Annotated in this window: 17 protein-coding genes; 15 read left to right on the top strand and 2 right to left on the bottom strand. The window is 33.3% G+C overall.

Going from position 1 to position 16733, the window contains the following annotated elements; genetic code table 11:
- The first annotated feature begins 7 nt into the window (after positions 1-7).
- The 12 genes from xseA (at position 8) to spo0A (ending at position 12416) form a co-directional block, all read left to right on the top strand.
- Complete coding sequence (xseA, locus tag JCM14822_RS02100; protein WP_054739201.1) at positions 8-1237, top strand: exodeoxyribonuclease VII large subunit; 1230 nt, start codon at positions 8-10, stop codon at positions 1235-1237.
- Positions 1230-1451 carry an exodeoxyribonuclease VII small subunit gene (gene xseB / locus JCM14822_RS02095; protein WP_054739199.1) on the top strand — a complete coding sequence of 74 codons (222 nt, stop codon included), beginning with the start codon at positions 1230-1232 and terminating at the stop codon, positions 1449-1451. Before xseA ends, xseB begins: the two co-directional genes overlap by 8 nt.
- Before the next feature lie 2 nt (positions 1452-1453).
- The gene (locus JCM14822_RS02090) at positions 1454-2332 is read left to right on the top strand and encodes a polyprenyl synthetase family protein (RefSeq protein WP_054739198.1); all 879 of its coding nucleotides are present in this window, start codon (positions 1454-1456) and stop codon (positions 2330-2332) included.
- A gap of 10 nt (positions 2333-2342) precedes the next feature.
- Positions 2343-2789: a divergent PAP2 family protein gene (locus JCM14822_RS02085; protein WP_054739197.1), complete on the top strand. Its 447-nt coding sequence runs from the start codon at positions 2343-2345 to the stop codon at positions 2787-2789.
- Positions 2790-3494: 705 nt separating this feature from the next.
- Complete coding sequence (locus JCM14822_RS02075; protein ID WP_054739195.1) at positions 3495-4073, top strand: hypothetical protein; 579 nt, start codon at positions 3495-3497, stop codon at positions 4071-4073.
- Positions 4074-4224: 151 nt separating this feature from the next.
- The gene (dxs, locus tag JCM14822_RS02070) at positions 4225-6096 is read left to right on the top strand and encodes a 1-deoxy-D-xylulose-5-phosphate synthase (protein ID WP_054739267.1); all 1872 of its coding nucleotides are present in this window, start codon (positions 4225-4227) and stop codon (positions 6094-6096) included.
- Positions 6097-6100: 4 nt separating this feature from the next.
- A complete protein-coding gene (locus tag JCM14822_RS02065; RefSeq protein WP_083461218.1) occupies positions 6101-6991 on the top strand; it encodes a TlyA family RNA methyltransferase in 891 nt (296 codons plus the stop codon).
- Positions 6992-7005: 14 nt separating this feature from the next.
- Entirely contained in the window at positions 7006-7866 is an 861-nt protein-coding gene (locus JCM14822_RS02060) for an NAD(+)/NADH kinase (protein ID WP_054739194.1), read from the top strand.
- Between the two features lie 10 nt (positions 7867-7876).
- Positions 7877-8329: an arginine repressor gene (gene argR / locus JCM14822_RS02055; protein WP_054739264.1), complete on the top strand. Its 453-nt coding sequence runs from the start codon at positions 7877-7879 to the stop codon at positions 8327-8329.
- A 21-nt stretch (positions 8330-8350) separates the two neighbouring features.
- The gene (recN, locus tag JCM14822_RS02050; protein WP_054739192.1) at positions 8351-10036 is read left to right on the top strand and encodes a DNA repair protein RecN; all 1686 of its coding nucleotides are present in this window, start codon (positions 8351-8353) and stop codon (positions 10034-10036) included.
- Between the two features lie 147 nt (positions 10037-10183).
- Complete coding sequence (spoIVB, locus tag JCM14822_RS02045) at positions 10184-11467, top strand: SpoIVB peptidase (protein ID WP_054739190.1); 1284 nt, start codon at positions 10184-10186, stop codon at positions 11465-11467.
- A 136-nt stretch (positions 11468-11603) separates the two neighbouring features.
- Positions 11604-12416: a sporulation transcription factor Spo0A gene (spo0A, locus tag JCM14822_RS02040; RefSeq protein WP_083461217.1), complete on the top strand. Its 813-nt coding sequence runs from the start codon at positions 11604-11606 to the stop codon at positions 12414-12416.
- An 85-nt stretch (positions 12417-12501) separates the two neighbouring features.
- Here the strand turns inward: spo0A and JCM14822_RS02035 are convergent, their stop codons facing one another.
- Positions 12502-12720 (bottom strand): hypothetical protein, encoded by a 219-nt coding sequence (locus JCM14822_RS02035; RefSeq protein WP_054739187.1) that lies wholly within the window; start codon positions 12718-12720, stop codon positions 12502-12504.
- Positions 12721-13172: 452 nt separating this feature from the next.
- On the opposite strand from JCM14822_RS02035, the gene JCM14822_RS02030 reads away from it, so the two are divergent.
- The 3 genes from JCM14822_RS02030 to JCM14822_RS02020 all read left to right on the top strand — a co-directional run bounded on the left by JCM14822_RS02030 (position 13173) and on the right by JCM14822_RS02020 (position 15091).
- A complete protein-coding gene (locus JCM14822_RS02030) occupies positions 13173-13559 on the top strand; it encodes a TetR/AcrR family transcriptional regulator (protein WP_054739186.1) in 387 nt (128 codons plus the stop codon).
- A 121-nt stretch (positions 13560-13680) separates the two neighbouring features.
- Positions 13681-14628: an alpha/beta fold hydrolase gene (locus tag JCM14822_RS02025; RefSeq protein WP_054739185.1), complete on the top strand. Its 948-nt coding sequence runs from the start codon at positions 13681-13683 to the stop codon at positions 14626-14628.
- Between the two features lie 67 nt (positions 14629-14695).
- Entirely contained in the window at positions 14696-15091 is a 396-nt protein-coding gene (locus JCM14822_RS02020) for a ferritin family protein (protein WP_054739184.1), read from the top strand.
- Between the two features lie 209 nt (positions 15092-15300).
- Here the strand turns inward: JCM14822_RS02020 and JCM14822_RS02015 are convergent, their stop codons facing one another.
- Complete coding sequence (locus tag JCM14822_RS02015) at positions 15301-16701, bottom strand: citrate/2-methylcitrate synthase (protein ID WP_054739183.1); 1401 nt, start codon at positions 16699-16701, stop codon at positions 15301-15303.
- Positions 16702-16733 lie beyond the last annotated feature (32 nt).

Here is a 16733-nt window from a genome sequence, read left to right as displayed (position 1 = left end):
GCTTAAGATGAAAAGAAAAATTGTATCTGTATGGGAAGTGAATCGTTATGTGAGTCATCTCATTGAAGAAGACTATATGTTAAATGATTTATGGCTTCAAGGTGAAGTTTCAAACTGTAAATATCATCATTCAGGACATGTGTATTTTACAATCAAAGATGAAAGAGCTGGTATTAATGCTGTGATGTTTGAAAGAGATGCTAAAAAGCTCTCTTTTAGACTAACAGAAGGCATGAAAATATATGCACGTGTACGCATTACCATTTATGAAAAAACAGGTGGATATCAAGCATATGTGCAGGATATTGAAAAACAAGGGATGGGTATTCTTTATGAAAGATTTGAAGCCCTTAAGCTAAAACTAGCTAATGAAGGTTTATTTGATGAAAAATATAAAAGACAGTTGCCGAAGTTTCCGAAGCGTGTAGGCGTTATTACATCAAGTACAGGTGCAGCTATTCAAGATATTAGACAAGTATCAAATAGACGTTGCAAAAGTATTCCACTTTATATTTATCCAGTACATGTACAAGGAGAATATGCAGTAGGTGAGATTGTAGAAGCCATTAGAATGGCGAATGAAGAAAAAAAGGTAGATGTAATCATATTAGGCAGAGGTGGTGGGTCTATAGAAGACTTATGGGCTTTCAATGAAGAGGCAGTAGCATGGGCAATTTTTGAATCAGAAATTCCTATAGTATCTGCGGTGGGCCATGAGATAGACTTTACCATCTCTGATTTTGTAAGTGATAAAAGAGCTGCTACACCTTCAGCAGCAGCAGAAATAGTTATTCCATCACAAGAAGAATTAGAAGCGCGTATTAAACGTATGAAGGAAAATATGCAGTATACAATTTCAGAATGCCTTAAAAATGCACGTAATCAGTTAAACTACTTAACAAGTAGGCCTATTTATGAACGAAAAGATTTATTTTATAAGAGTAAAATGCAGGAGGTGGATCACCTTATGCAGGCTTTAAATTATGGGTTTACAAAAAAAGTGCATGAAAGCAGTAAGGCATATGAGATTGCGTTGCAAAAGTTAGAAAAACTCTCACCTTTAAATACTTTAAAAAGAGGATATGCCCTTGTGGAAGATGAAAAAGGCCAAATTGTAAAGTCTGTTAAAGATGCAAGACAGGAAGAAAAACTTAAAATTACAGTAGCAGATGGTAGTTTCTTAGTAAATGTATTTTCTGAGGCAGTAACACACAAGGAGGAAGTAAAACATGGCTAGAAAACCAGCAAAGAATTTTGAAGAGGCGATTTTAGCACTAGAAGAAAGTGTAAGACGCTTAGAAAATGGTGAGATTACTTTAGAAGAAAGTATTAAAGAATATAAGAAAGGCATGGAGCTTGCAGCTTTTTGTAATGAAATATTAGCAAAAGCAGAGCAAGAGATTTATGTATATGAGCAAGGACAATATCACAAAATAGAACAGGGGGACTAAGTTTGGCACAAGATTATACAGCATATAGGGACAAAGTAAATGTGTATTTAGCTTCAGCATTACCGTCTTCAAGTGAAAATCATTTTAGAAGACTTTATGAAGCTATGGATTATAGCTTACAAGCTGGTGGTAAACGTATTAGACCCGTACTTATGCAACTAGCTTATGAAAGCGTAGGGGGCAAAGAGGATATTAGTAAGTTTTTATGTGCAATAGAGATGATACACACATATTCACTTATTCATGATGATTTACCAGCTATGGATAATGATGATTATCGTAGAGGAAAACTCACAAATCATAAAAAGTTTGATGAAGCTACTGCCATTTTAGCAGGAGATGCACTTCTTACAGAAGCTTTTAATCTTATGTTAGAAGATGCACTTATATCTGAAGATATGTCAAAAGTACGTGCAGCACATGTGTTAAGTTTGGCCAGTGGTGCTGAAGGTATGGTTGGTGGGCAAATCTTAGATATGGCCAGTGAAAATAAGAAAATTAGTATAGAGGCATTAGAACTTATTCACCTTAATAAAACAGGAGCACTTTTAGCTGCAGCGACTAAAATGGGCGCTATTCTTGGACATGGAACGGCAATGGAGATTGCTGCTTTAGAAGCCTATGGTAGATATATAGGGAAGGTATTCCAAATTATAGATGATGTACTTGATGAGACATCAACTATAGAAGAATTAGGAAAAACGATTCAAAGTGATAGTAAAAATCATAAAACAACTTACCTTAGTTTTTATACTGTAGAAGAATGCTATAAAATTGCACAAGACCTTACAGAAAAAGCAATCAAAGTATTAGAGCACATAGATGGAGATACGCAGCTGCTTAAAGAAATAGCAGTTAAGCTTATTACAAGAAGAAATTGAGGGTGGGGTTATGAACACAATTGCAGAGTTATTTGCAAATAGAATTCTAGGAGTAGCAATACTCAGTTGGTTTATTGCGCAGCTTTTAAAATTTATCATTACATTTGTACAAGAGGGTAAAATAGACTTTGGAAAATTTGTTGCATCAGGTGGCATGCCAAGTTCACATAGCTCGTTTGTAACAGCACTTGCAATAGGTGTGGGGGAAGTTAATGGTTATGATAGCAGTTATTTTGCAATTGCAGCAGTTTTAAGTTTTATTGTAATGTATGATGCAGCTAATGTACGTTTACAAGCAGGTAAACAAGCTGCAATGATTAATCAAATTATAAAAGTACTAGAAGACCCTAGTTTAGATGCACAGCAGCGTCTTAAAGAAATTTTAGGACATACACCACTTCAAGTAGCTGCTGGATGTATTTTAGGGATTGTTGTTGGTCTTTGTGCATTCCTATAAAGCCTACCGTTGAAAAAACGTAGGCTTATTGTTATAATGTTTAAAAGCGACTGATGACGTGCTTTTCAAAAAATAAGATGCGGTATTCTAGTCAATCTGAGGTGCTTTGAAGACGGGCCTAAAAATCCGTTTGAGGGCATATCGATGAAGTTCCTGGTGTTGGCTTGTAACGCCCCGTTATGGGCTGATACTGGGGGTTAAGGTTTGAGGGCGATCCATAAGGCATATGGGCGTTGACCCTTTTACCGTGGAGACCTATGCTTGTGCACACTCTTAAGGGAATGTTGTACGACTTAGGATTAAACCTACCATGCGGTGATAGCTGTGGGTAGTGTAGCCTGCCTTGAGTGAAGAAGGGGGGACATCAATTTACAGTTAAATTTTCGGCCAAAAGATTTAGTTGATTGTTGATAGAAACCTGGTTCGCAAAAGAGGATAGGAGCATGTTAGATTGCTTTGAGGAAAACTCCTAGACCGTTCTTTGTGAGAGAGTTATTGGATTACAGTGTGGTTACTAAGGTGATCTGGCGCAAAAAGTATAGGATTTATTTTGTGCTTATTGAGGTGAGTTTAAAGGGAAACCGCTTCTTTGGCGACAAAGAAGTACTTGCTTGGGAAATCCTGCTAGACTATATGCCACAAAATTTACAGTAACTATTATCTTATATTTTGAGAAGTGGGTGATTAGCGACGTAAAAGGAGTACATGTATGCCAAAAAAATAAAGTTTAAGAAAGTAAAGGTTAAAAAGCAAACCCCTAGATCATTAGGGATTACAGTTGGAATGACATTTACAATTGCAATGCTTTTTAGTTATATTTTTGAAGTTTTATTGACAGATGTATCATTAATTATTGCTTTTTTAATGCTTAGCAGCATTATTTTAATAGGGATTATATTTGATGGTATAGGCAATGCAGTTGTTTCAGTAGATGAAGTAAGTTTTCATTCTATGGCATCAGCAAAAGTAAAAGGTGCACAAGAAAGCATTATGCTTGTACGTAATGCACCTATGGTTGCAAACGTAATGAATGATGTTATTGGTGATATTGCAGGAATTATTTCAGGAAGTACAGCAACAGCTATTGTACTAGCGATAGAAGAAGGTTTTGGAATAAAATCCGTACTTTTATCTATTGCGATGAGTGGTTTTGTAGCAGCACTTACAGTAGGTGGTAAGGCTATAGGTAAAAGCATTGCAATTGAAAGAGCACGGTATATTGTCTATTATGTAGGGCTTATAATTTATCATTGTAAAAAGTTATTTAAAAAGCGCAAAAAGTAAAATGACAATCTACCTGGGTTGTCATTTTTGTAGCAAAATTAAAGATGATAGATTGAGAATAAAATTATTGTATGTTAGTTATGAAGAGTGGAGTACTCGGTAAGTTAATATAAAATAGATTGAGGAATATTAAGAAGAGAGAGGAATGAATATGCTAGACTTACTAAAAAAGATTCAGAGTCCAAGTGATATTAAAAATTTAAATGCAGAGGAACTTGAGCAATTAGCGAAGGAAACTAGAAGTTTTTTAGTACAATCTTTATCAAAAACAGGAGGACATTTAGCATCTAATTTAGGTGTTGTAGAATTAACTTTAGCATTACATTATGTTTTTGATTCACCTTGCGATAAAATGGTATGGGATGTAGGGCATCAAGCTTATGTACATAAGCTGTTAACAGGAAGAAGAAAAGATTTTAAAACTTTACGCCAAATGGGCGGAATGAGTGGTTTCCCTAAACGTAGAGAAAGTGAACATGATGTTTTTGAAACAGGACACAGTTCAACATCTATTTCAGCGGCATTAGGTATGGCTAAGGCAAGAGATTTAGCAGGAGAAGATTATGCAGTTATTGCAGTTATTGGAGATGGGGCTTTGACAGGTGGTATGGCATTTGAAGCGTTAAATAATGCTGGACGTGGGGGATCTAATCTTATTGTTATTTTAAATGATAATGAAATGTCTATATCTAAAAATGTAGGTGGCTTGGGTAAATACTTAAATCATTTACGTTCAAGTCAAGATTATTTACGTGTTAAAGCGGATGTGGAAGACGTGCTTCATAAAGTGCCTGTAGTAGGTAATCATATGGTTAAAACTATTAAACGTACTAAAGAAAGTGTTAAGAGTTTTGTAATTCAAAATACTTTATTTGAACAATTAGGCTTTACTTATTTTGGGCCAATTGATGGACATAATTTAGAAGAACTCATTCATCTTTTTGAGAATGTAAAATCTATGTCTGGGCCAATTTTAATTCATTTAAAAACTAAAAAAGGTAAAGGGTACCGTATAGCGGAAGAAAAACCAAGTAGTTTCCATGGCGTTTCTCCATTTTGTATTGAAACTGGAGAAAGTCTTAAAAAGGTAGGCAGTCAAACCTTTTCAGGAGCATTTGGTCAGGTAATGTGTGAGTTAGTTGTAGAGAATCCTAAAGTTGTAGGAATTACAGCTGCTATGCCAGAGGGAACAGGTTTATTAGAATTTGCAAAACGTTATCCTAGGCATTTCTTTGATGTAGGTATTGCAGAGCAACATGCAGTAACTTTTGCAGCAGGGATGGCAAGTAATGGTTATAAACCATTTGTAGCAGTATACTCTACCTTTTTACAACGTGCCTATGATCAAATTAGTCATGATGTTTGCTTGCAAAAGTTACCTGTTGTTTTAGGGGTAGATCGTGCGGGTATTGTAGGTGAAGATGGTTCAACACATCAGGGGATTTATGATATAGCATTTCTTAAAAATATGCCATATATGACGATTTTATCTCCTAAACTACCGGAAGAAATGGGTGCAGCTATGCGATATGCATTAAGTTTAGAAGGACCAGTAGCTATTCGTTATCCTAGAGGTGGAAATAATATTGATAGAGACTATATTAACTTAGATGAATGGAAGTGTTTGAAAACATTAAAACAAGGTAATAATATAGCTATTCTAAGTAGTGGACGTAGTATGGTAACAGCCTTAGAAGTAAGCAAGTTACTTGAAGAAGAAGAAATTCATGCAGCAGTTATTGAGGCCGCATGTTTATTCCCATTAGATGAAAAAGGATTAAATCAGATTGCTAGTGACTATAACTACCTCTTCACTTTAGAAGATGGTATACTAGAAGGTGGCTTTGGCGAAAGTGTGTTTGCATATTTTGTGACACATAATAAGATTATTAAAGGAAAGGCCTTTGGTTATGAAACAGGTATGATTTCACACGGTGAAGTAAGTGAAGTTCTTAAACGAGAAGGTTTAGATGCAGTTTCATTAAAAACAAAAATTTTAAAGCATATAGAAGAAAGCGAGTAAATAGATGAAGGGCAGAGAAGAAGAACAACAAGCGTTAGAGAAAGCACTAGCAGCTGAGACAGTAGAAGTTGTCATTGATCAAAAAATATTAGATAGTAAAGAAAGATTAGATGTACTTATTTTTGAAAGAGGATTAACAGAATCTAGAGAACGTGCTAAAGCATATATTATGGCAGGTGTCGTTTTTGTTAATGGACAAAGAGAAGATAAGCCAGGGCTTAAAGTAAAACGTAGTAGTACAATTGAAGTACGTGAAAAAATGAAGTATGTAAGCCGTGGCGGTTTAAAGTTAGAAAAAGCAATGGCTAACTTTGATATTACTTTAGAAAATAAAGTAGGTATGGATGTTGGGGCTTCTACAGGAGGATTTACAGACTGTATGTTGCAAAATGGTGCAGTTAAAGTTTACTCTGTAGATGTAGGGTATGGACAATTTGCTTGGAAGTTAAGACAAGATTCACGTGTTGTATGTATGGAAAAAACAAACATTCGTTATTTAACACGTGATCGACTAGAAGATGATATTGAATTTGCATCAATTGACGTTTCGTTTATTTCGCTTACTAAAGTATTAGGTCCAGTAAGCTTACTTTTAAGCTCAGATGCAGAAGTAGTAGCACTTATTAAACCTCAATTTGAAGCAGGAAGAGAACAAGTTGAGAAACATGGTGTTGTTAGAAATCCTAAAGTACATGAACAAGTTATTCATCAAGTATGGGATTTTGCTAAAACATTAAACTTTGGTGTATTAGGTTTAGATTTCTCACCAATTAAAGGACCAGAAGGTAATATTGAGTATCTTATCCATTTAAGTAAGAAACAAGTAGAAGATTTTACAGAAGATAAAGATAAAGTCATTCATGACATAGTAACAGCATCACATCAAACTTTATAAAGTGGGGGGATAGGATGAAGCGAGTAGGCATTATTCCTAATAAATTCAAAGATAAAGATTTTCGTATAGCTGAACAGATAGCAGTAGCACTTCAAAATGCAGGGTTAGAAGTATATGCTATGGAAGAAGTAGCAAAAGCACTTCAAACAAAAGTAGATATATTAGAAGGCAGTAATTTATATCGAGAATGTGATTGCATTATTGCTATTGGAGGAGATGGTACGATTTTAGGTGTAGCAGAAGATGCTTGCGTTAGAAATGTACCAATTATAGGTGTTAATTTAGGCAGATTAGGTTTTTTAGCGGATATTGAAGTGCAAGAGATGGAAGAAGCATTTAGGAAGATTTTACGTGATGAATATACTATTGATGAACGTATGATGCTTCGTGCAACTGTAACAGGTCCAGGAGAGGATATACAAGTATTTCATGCATTAAATGACATTAATGTTACACGTGGTAGCTTTGCACGTATTGTAGATTTTCAAATTAGTGTCAATCAAGATTTATGTGATGTGTATCCTGCAGATGGGATTATTATTTCAACGCCTACAGGTTCTACAGCATATAATTTATCAGCAGGAGGACCTATTGTACTCCCAGGAGCAAACACCTACGTTATTACACCAATTTGTCCACATACACTTTATTCAAAATCTGTAGTTGTGTCAAAAGAAGATGTTGTAGAGATTAGAACATTAGAAGATCAAGATAAGACAATGGCACTTAGTATTGATGGAAAACTAAAAATGTATTTAACACCTCAACATGTGATAAAAATTGAAAAGTCACCTTATGTAACAAAGTTAATTAAGTGTTCAAATAGGAAATTTTTTGATATATTACGGGATAAGATGGTAGAAAGAAGGCGATAACATTATGGGAATGAAAGAACAAAGGCAGTCGACAATATTAGGGCTTATTCAAAAGCAAGATATTGAGACTCAGGAAGATTTAGCACAGGCATTAGAAAATGAAGGATTTAGTGTAACACAAGCTACTGTTTCAAGAGATATTCGTGAACTTAAACTCACAAAAGTCGCAAGTCGTAATGGGGGACAAAAGTATGTTGCCCTTGCAAATTTTGAACAACAAGTTTCAGAAAAAGTAATCCGTGTATTTAAAGATGCTTTTGTAAGTATGGATTTTGCAGGAAACATTGTAGTTATTCGTACATTATCAGGTATGGGGAATGCAGTAGCTTCTGCAATAGATGCATTCAATTTTTCTGAGATTGTAGGTACACTTGCCGGAGATGATACAATTTTCTGTGCTGTTAAACATTTAGATCACATAGAAGAAGTGATGAATCAATTCAAAGACATTTTAAATTCTTAAGTTTAAGGAGGCAATCTAACGGTGTTAACCTATTTAAAAGCTAATAATATTGCACTTATCGAAGAAGTACAGCTTAGTCTTAATCCAAAGCTAAATATTTTTAGTGGTGAAACAGGTGCAGGAAAATCGATGCTCATTGATTCTATTCAATTTGCCATAGGAAATCGCACCTCTAAGCAGATTATTAGAAAAGGACAAGATTATGCCTTTGTTGTTTTAGGATTTAAAGATAAAGTAGGCATAGCGCTTAAATATTTAGATACACAAGGGATTTCTTATGAAAATGAAGAAATTATTATTGAAAGAGGTATCTATCAATCTGGACGTACTTACTATAAAATAAATGGCACTTCTGCGACGCGTCAAGTGATTAAAGAACTATCTACATTACTTATCGATGTTCATGGACAACATGAACCACAATCATTGTTAGATATTGCAACACATATTCGTCTATTAGACAGCTTTGGAGAGAAAGAGTTTATAGTAGCAAAAGAGAAATATAGTAAGACATATGAGCGTTGGCAAGAAGTGAAAAATGCTCTTGATAAAATAGGAGACAATGACCGTAAGCGTTTACAAATGCGTGATATGTTAAGTTTCCAAATTGAAGAAATTAAGGCAGCTAATTTAAAATGTCATGAAGAAGAAGATTTAAAAGAACAATATGAAGTGCTTTCTCATGCAGAAAAAATTATGGTGCAATGTCAAAAGGCATATAATCTATTAGATGGTGAAAGAGAAGCTAGTGCCACATTATTATTAGGACAAGCTATTCAAACATTACAAGATATTAGCAACATTACAGCCGAAATTAAAAGCTTATATGAACAATTTCTTTCAATACAAGCGGAGCTTCAAGATGCAACTTATCAAATTAGACGTTATACAGATGAAGTAGAATACTCACCTGAATTACTATTAGAAATACAGCAACGCTTAGACGTTATTTATCGTTTAAAACAAAAGTATGGTAATTCAATTGAAGAAATTTTGGCTTATAAGACAGAGTGTGAAAAAGAATTAGAAGAATTGTTAGATGGTGAACAAAACAAAGAGCGCCTTATAGAAGAACGTGAACAATTAGAAGCGACGTTAAAAGAATTAGCAGCAGTTCTTTCTAAAGGGCGAAAAGAGATTGCTGAAAAAATAGAAGTAGCAATTGACAGCCATTTACATGATCTTCAAATGCCTTATGCAAAGTTTGAGGTATCAATTAATGAATTAGATACATTTAATATATATGGTCAAAATGATGTAGAATTCTTAATTCGTACAAACTTAGGAGATGATTTGCACCCACTTTCAAAAATAGCTTCGGGTGGAGAGATTTCTAGGGTAATGCTAGCAATTAAAACAGTACTTGTAATGGGTGATACTATTAGTACAGTAATCTTTGATGAGATAGACACTGGAATTAGTGGTATTGCTGCGCAAAAGGTAGCAGAAAAACTTGCAATGATTGCAAAAGACCGTCAAGTATTATGTATTACGCATTTGCCACAAATTGCAGCAATGGGAGATACGCATTATCTTATTGAAAAACGTGTAGATCATGAACGAACAACTACGTATTTAGAAGAGCTGGAAGAAACAAGGATACATGAAGAGCTTTGTAGGTTGATGGGTGGTATAGTGACTCAAAGTACACTTCAAAGTGCTTCTGAAATTAAGGCTTTAGCAAATCATTATAAACAAAATATTTAAGAAAAGGATCTCGCAATGTGTGAGATCTTTTTTGTTATAAAAATGAATAGCACTATTTAGTAAAAGATATTTCATTAAATTGTATAAATAACTCGTAAAAAGGTTAAGTTAAAAGTATGACAGTACAAAAAGGTAGGACGTGAATACATGAAAACAAAAGGTAAAAAATTATTTTTTGTAAGCGTTATTATAATTGTAGTCATACTTATGATTAGTAGTCCTTTTTTAATCTCATATTTTTATTTACCTACACAAGTTAGAATTTTTGCAGGTGAGGAACATCTATTTAATTTCGAAATGCCTTTTGAAGCAAGTTTTAAAAGTGATGTGAAAAAATTGCATCTTGAAGATGTTAACCATAAGCCAATTCAAGATGAAAAAGTGAATTTAAGTAAGCCATTTTATATGACAATAAATGATGAGGGTAATTTAGATGTTAAGTTATCTTTAGGATTTATTCCACTAAAAACCGTAGCAGTTGAAGCAGTGCCCTATGAAAAGTTAATTCCATGTGGTGAAATTGTAGGGATTCATGTAAGTACAGATGGTATTTTAGTTTTGGGAGTAGGTGATTTTGAAGTCAATGGCAGGAATATTTCACCTGCTAAAGGAATTATAGAACCTGGTGATGTTATTTTAAGTTGTAATAATGAAGTATTAAATGAAAAAGAAGATTTAAAAGTGGCTATAGAGCAATCGAAAGGAAAGATAATTAATTTAGAAATTAAAAGAAATAAAGAAATTAAGCAAGTTGATTTAGTACCAGTTTATTCACCTATAGATGATAGTTATAAAGTGGGTTTATGGATTCGTGATAGTATACAAGGTATAGGTACAATTACTTATGTAACACCTGAAAGCAGAAATTTTGGTGCTTTAGGTCATGGGATTACAGATTCAGAAACTAAAAAATTGATGCCTATAAGAGAAGGAAATGTAGTTAATGCAAGTATTACACAAATTAAAAAAGGCACAAAAGGACAGCCTGGAGAAATTAGTGGAATTATTGATTATGAAAAAGAAGTATATGGTGAAGTTATAGAAAATACATCATTAGGTATTTTTGGTACATTAAATAAAAAATTTTCAGATTCATTGACGTTTTCTCCTATGCCTATTGCATTGCAAGATAAAGTACATGAAGGAAAGGCAAGTATTTTAGCTGATTTGACACAAGATGGTCCTACACTTTATGAGGTAGAAATTCAAAAAGTGAGTAAATATAGTAATGCACCTTCTAAGGGGATGGTGATTAAAATCACTGATGAGAAACTATTAAGCCTTACGAGTGGTATAGTACAAGGCATGAGCGGAAGTCCTATTATTCAAGATGGTCAATTGGTTGGAGCTGTTACCCATGTATTTATCCAAGACCCTACTCGTGGCTATGGAATTTTTATTGAAAATATGATTAATAATGATAAAAGATAAGAGGATATGTAAAATCAATACCTAAATTACAAATATTGGTATTGATTTTTTTAAATTTATTATATAATGAATAGTATAAAAGTTATAAAAATTAAGAAAAATAACAAATGGGGGGATATTTTTGTTCGAGTCAAAAATGAGATTATTAATCGCAGATGATAATAAGGACTTTTCAGACATTTTAAAAGAATTTATAAATAGACAAGAGGATATGGAGGTTGTAAATGTAGCAGCTAATGGTGAAGAAGCATGTAGATTAATAGAAGAGGATCAACCAGATATCGTAATATTGGATGTTATTATGCCTTATTTAGATGGTATAGGTGTTCTTGAACGAGTTGCAACAATGAATTTTGAAAAAAGACCACTTTTTATTATGCTTTCAGCAGTAGGTCAAGATAAAATTACAGAACGTGCCCTTTCTTTAGGTGCAGAATATTATATTGTTAAACCATTTGATATGGATACTCTTATTAATCGTGTTCGTCAATTAAAAGCTACAGCAAGTAACAAGGTAACAGCACCTATTACAGCGGCTACTCAAGTAGCAGCAAGTACACAGTTGTTACCTAAATCTAAAGGTATGCCAACTGCTCATAATTTAGAAACACAAGTTACAAGTGTAATTCATGAAATTGGTGTACCAGCACATATAAAAGGTTATCAATATTTGAGAGATGCTATTATTATGGTAATTAATGATATGGATATTTTAAATTCAATTACTAAACAACTTTATCCTAATATTGCAAAACAATATAATACAACACCAAGCCGTGTAGAGCGTGCAATTCGTCATGCTATTGAAGTTGCTTGGTCAAGGGGAAAAATGGATACAATAGATATGCTTTTTGGTTATACTGTGAACAATGGTAAGGGTAAACCCACTAATAGTGAATTTATTGCGCTTATTGCAGACAGACTTCGTCTTGAAATGCAAGTAGGTTAAGATGGATATAATAAATGTAATTAGTTAATATATTAAATATGAAAAATATATTTAAATAAAAACCTTTTTAATTATTAGATAGATATTATTGATAATTAAAAGGGTTTTTTATATTAACAGGAGAATTTGGTCCAGAAACTTCATCACTATAAAGTACTTCAAAGCGCTCTTCATTAATGTTACAAAAAATATATTGATTAAAAGGGGTAGCCCAGCTTTTATCAAGATTTTTGCGAAGATATTTAGGTAGATTAATTGTTGAATCTTGAAGATTAAGTTGTTGAACTGTATTTTTACGAAACATAAAAATTTCCCCCTTGTTTTTTCTTAATTATACCATAATGATGTAAAGGAGTTTTAAAAACTAGCCTTTTTGTGGGCTAATCTTATTTTAAGATAATATCAAATAAGAAATCTAGATTTGAAAGTGATTTATTGGGTAAAACACACAATAAATCGCTTTTTTACTTGTGATTAAGTATATTGAATTGACATAAATGTAATGATAAAATCAAGGAAACTACAAAAAATAAAGAAGTTCCATTGTAGATAAAATAGTTAAAGATTAAACGTGTAGGTGGCCATGAAATGTGGGGTGCCATTCAAGACGAAAGATTAGTTTTTTACTTCTTTCAGCAATCATAGCAGTTTTCTTCATACTTTCTTTAATGGTTACGGTGTTTAATATAAAGGAAAAGTAAAGTATACATAAAGAAAATGCCACAATCAAAGAGATGTTTACTAAAGCGTTTAGGAATGAGTAAAAAGACAATTTATGCATTGTTTGATGATAAGGAACCCCTTTTTATAGAAACAGTAAATTATTGTTTTGAGATGAGTAAACTCAGCGAAATACAGATTTTAGAAGATGAAAGTTTAGGTACTTTAGAAAAGATAAAGCGTATTTTAATTGTTTTACCAGAGAGTTATATACATATTGATTGGCGCAAAGTTTATGCTGGAAAAGATAAGTTTCCTGCTGTTTATGGTGAGATTAAAGCACGTATTGAAACAGATTGGCATAAAACTATTGAACTTATAGAACAAAGAATAGAGGAAGGCGTGATTAAACCTATTTCTATTCCTGTACTTAAAGCGATAGTACAGGCTACTTTTGAACAATTTTGGATAGTCCTGAATTAGTGGATAATGGAATTGCATATGATAGCGCTTTAAAGGAGATGATAGAAATTATCATAAGTGGCATTCAGGAGTAGGTTAAAATACAATCTATAAAATAGTAACAGCATATAAGGAGAACAACATGAGTACAACAGAAATAAACTATATTCCATCAACAAATGGTAGTAATCAGTTACATGTAATGAAATGGAAACCTGAAGGGGAAGTTAAGGCGATTTTACAGATTTCACATGGGATGATTGAGCATATTGGACGTTATGATGATTTTGCAAAATACTTAAATAGCAAAAATATTTTAGTTGTAGGTAATGATCACTTAGGCCATGGTAAAACTGTTCACTCAAAAGAAGAATTAGGGTATTTCAATGCAGAAGATAGTAGTCAAACAGTGGTGAATGATTTATATGAAGTGACAAAGTATACAAAAGCTTTGTATCCTAACGTGCCTTACTTTATATTAGGACATAGTATGGGATCTTTTATGGCAAGACGTTATTTGATGACTTATGGCCGCAAAGTAGATGGTGCAATCATTATGGGAACAGGATATCAATCAGCAAGTGTGCTTAAGTTTGGAGAACTCGTATATAAATTCTTAAAGCCTATAAAAGGAACTAATTATCGTAGTAAATTAATGAAAGCGTGTACGATTGGACGCTATAACAAAGCTTTTGCACCCAATCGTACAAGCTGCGATTGGCTTGCTACAAATCAAGAAGCAGTAGATATTTATATGAAAGATGAATATTGTCAATTTGATTTTACAATCAATGGCTATAATACAATTATTAATACTTTTAAATTTATTAATCAGTCATCTAATATTGCTAAAATACCAAAGGATTTACCAATTTTATTTGTAGCAGGTAAAGAAGATCCAGTAGGGGATAAAGGAGAAGGTGTTAAAAAAGTTTATACAGCCTTTAAAAAAGCAGGTATTTCTAATATGAAGTTAAAACTTTATTCAGGACTTCGCCATGAAATATTAAATGAAGTAGGTAAAGAAGAGGTTTATCAAGATATTTATAAATGGCTTAGAATGAATTTAGGAGTAAGAGAATATAATTAAACTAAAAAATCAATATAATTTTTAGAGATAAAGAAATCAACAAATGAAGTCGTGGAGGCATAATTAAATGACAGAGGCACAAAGAAAAGTACTATTGAAATCACAGCAAGGAGAACTTGATGCAGTTATTATGTATCAGTTGCTTACAAAAAAAATGAAAAATCCTAAATTTGCAGCAGTATTAAATCAGCTCGCTGCCGAAGAAGGGCGCCATGCCGCAGTTTTTCGTAGCTTGACAGGAGAAAATTTAAGTCCCAAGAATACAAAAGGCAAAGTAATTGCATTGTTGCAGAAAATAGTTGGATGGAAACTGCTGTTTAGGATTATGGCAAAAGGTGAATATGGGGCAGCCAAAACATATGCACCAATGATTAAGGATTTTCCGGAGATAGAAAGTGTTCTAAAAGATGAAAATAGGCATGGAGACATCCTTATGGATTTAAGTGATAGTTTCGTAAAATAACTTATAATCTTAATTAGAAAAATTGAATGCCAATATTCCTATAAATTCTAGTTTATCAAACACTTAAACTATGGATGAACAGTCTCTAGACTGGCTTTCTTTTTATATTAGGGCATGGTTTAAAAGGAGCCTAGAAGTAAGAGAATAAAATAAAACCCTATGCATCCTTAAAAGAAGCATAGGGTTTTTTGTTGGATGTCTTATAAGTTTTATAAAGCATCTTCATGATTTTGTTCTAATTCATTTGAACGTTGTTGTAAAGGAATGTAAGGCGCCATTGGCGCTACACTTTTATAAGCAGGGCGGATGATTTTACCACGGTTAACAAGTTCCTCAAGACGATGCGCACTCCAGCCAGAAATACGTGCAATGGCAAAGATTGGTGTATAAAGTTCAAGTGGTAAGTCGAGCATAGAATAAACAAAGCCTGAATAAAAGTCTACATTAGCACTTACGCCTTTATACATTTTACGAATTTTACCAATTACATTAGGTGCTAAAGCTTCAATCTTACTATAGAAGTTAAACTCATCTTCCAACCCTTTTTCATGGGCTAATTTTTCAGCATAGTTCTTTAAAATAGCAGCACGTGGATCTGAGATAGAATAAACAGCATGGCCAATACCATAAATAAGACCAGATTTATCAAAGGCTTGTTTATTTAAAAGCTTAGTAAGATAATCTTCAATCTCAGCATCATTTGACCAATCAGAAATATGTTCTTTCATATCTTCAAGCATTTTAACCACTTTAATATTTGCGCCGCCATGGCGTGGACCTTTTAAAGAACCTAGGGCCGCAGCAATGACAGAATAAGTATCTGTACCAGAGGAAGTCACTAAATGCGTCGTAAAAGAAGAGTTATTTCCGCCGCCATGTTCTGCATGTAAAATAAGAGCTAAGTCTAAAAGTGTGGCTTCTAATTTTGTATATTTACTATCAGGTCTTAACATATATAAAATATTTTCAGCTGTGCTTAAATCAGGTCTAGGTGGATGAATAAAAAGGCTTTGATTTTTATGATAATGTGCATAGGCCTGATAACCATAGACAGCTAGTGTTGGAAAACATGCAATGAGTGAAACACATTGTTTTAAAACATTTGTAATGCTAATATCATCTGCTTTATCATCATAACTATAAAGTGCTAAGACGCTACGGGCAATAGAATTCATAATATCTTTGCTTGGTGCATTTAAAATCATATCATTTACAAAATTATCAGGAAGACCACGGTAGCTTCCTAAGAGCGTTTCGAAATCAGCAAGTTCCTTTTCTGTAGGAAGTTTGCCAAAGAGTAATAAATAAGTTGTTTCTTCAAAGCCAAAACGTTTGTCTTTCAAATAACCTTGTGTAATATCTGCAATATTAATACCTCGATAACTTAAACGGCCAGGTACAGGAATGATTTCACCTTCATCCATAATATAAGAATGTACTTCTCCAATTTCTGTGAGTCCTACAAGGACACCACGCCCATCCACATCTCTAAGTCCTCTTTTGACAGAATACTTATTAAAAAGATCAGAATCAATTAAGTTATTTGCTTCACATAAATGACTTAGGTTTTCTAATAATTCATTTTGTACTGCATTGTTATTTTCTTGCATTCAATCACCTCTCAATAATATGAAATTTTAAA

It is taken from the genome of Cellulosilyticum ruminicola JCM 14822 (assembly GCF_001311925.1).
Classification (GTDB): Bacteria; Bacillota; Clostridia; order Lachnospirales; family Cellulosilyticaceae; genus Cellulosilyticum; species Cellulosilyticum ruminicola.
This window is presented reverse-complemented; position numbering and strand designations above follow the sequence as displayed.

Coding starts and splice junctions, on each gene's coding strand:
- spoIVB (WP_054739190.1), top strand. CDS start 10,184: ATGAAAACAAAAGGTAAAAAATTATTTTTTGTAAGCGTTATTATAATT.
- xseB (WP_054739199.1), top strand. CDS start 1,230: ATGGCTAGAAAACCAGCAAAGAATTTTGAAGAGGCGATTTTAGCACTA.
- JCM14822_RS02020 (WP_054739184.1), top strand. CDS start 14,696: ATGACAGAGGCACAAAGAAAAGTACTATTGAAATCACAGCAAGGAGAA.
- JCM14822_RS02075 (WP_054739195.1), top strand. CDS start 3,495: ATGTATGCCAAAAAAATAAAGTTTAAGAAAGTAAAGGTTAAAAAGCAA.
- JCM14822_RS02025 (WP_054739185.1), top strand. CDS start 13,681: ATGAGTACAACAGAAATAAACTATATTCCATCAACAAATGGTAGTAAT.
- dxs (WP_054739267.1), top strand. CDS start 4,225: ATGCTAGACTTACTAAAAAAGATTCAGAGTCCAAGTGATATTAAAAAT.
- JCM14822_RS02015 (WP_054739183.1), bottom strand. CDS start 16,701: ATGCAAGAAAATAACAATGCAGTACAAAATGAATTATTAGAAAACCTA.
- JCM14822_RS02030 (WP_054739186.1), top strand. CDS start 13,173: ATGAGTAAAAAGACAATTTATGCATTGTTTGATGATAAGGAACCCCTT.
- JCM14822_RS02065 (WP_083461218.1), top strand. CDS start 6,101: ATGAAGGGCAGAGAAGAAGAACAACAAGCGTTAGAGAAAGCACTAGCA.
- JCM14822_RS02060 (WP_054739194.1), top strand. CDS start 7,006: ATGAAGCGAGTAGGCATTATTCCTAATAAATTCAAAGATAAAGATTTT.
- argR (WP_054739264.1), top strand. CDS start 7,877: ATGAAAGAACAAAGGCAGTCGACAATATTAGGGCTTATTCAAAAGCAA.
- spo0A (WP_083461217.1), top strand. CDS start 11,604: ATGAGATTATTAATCGCAGATGATAATAAGGACTTTTCAGACATTTTA.
- JCM14822_RS02085 (WP_054739197.1), top strand. CDS start 2,343: ATGAACACAATTGCAGAGTTATTTGCAAATAGAATTCTAGGAGTAGCA.
- xseA (WP_054739201.1), top strand. CDS start 8: ATGAAAAGAAAAATTGTATCTGTATGGGAAGTGAATCGTTATGTGAGT.
- JCM14822_RS02035 (WP_054739187.1), bottom strand. CDS start 12,720: ATGTTTCGTAAAAATACAGTTCAACAACTTAATCTTCAAGATTCAACA.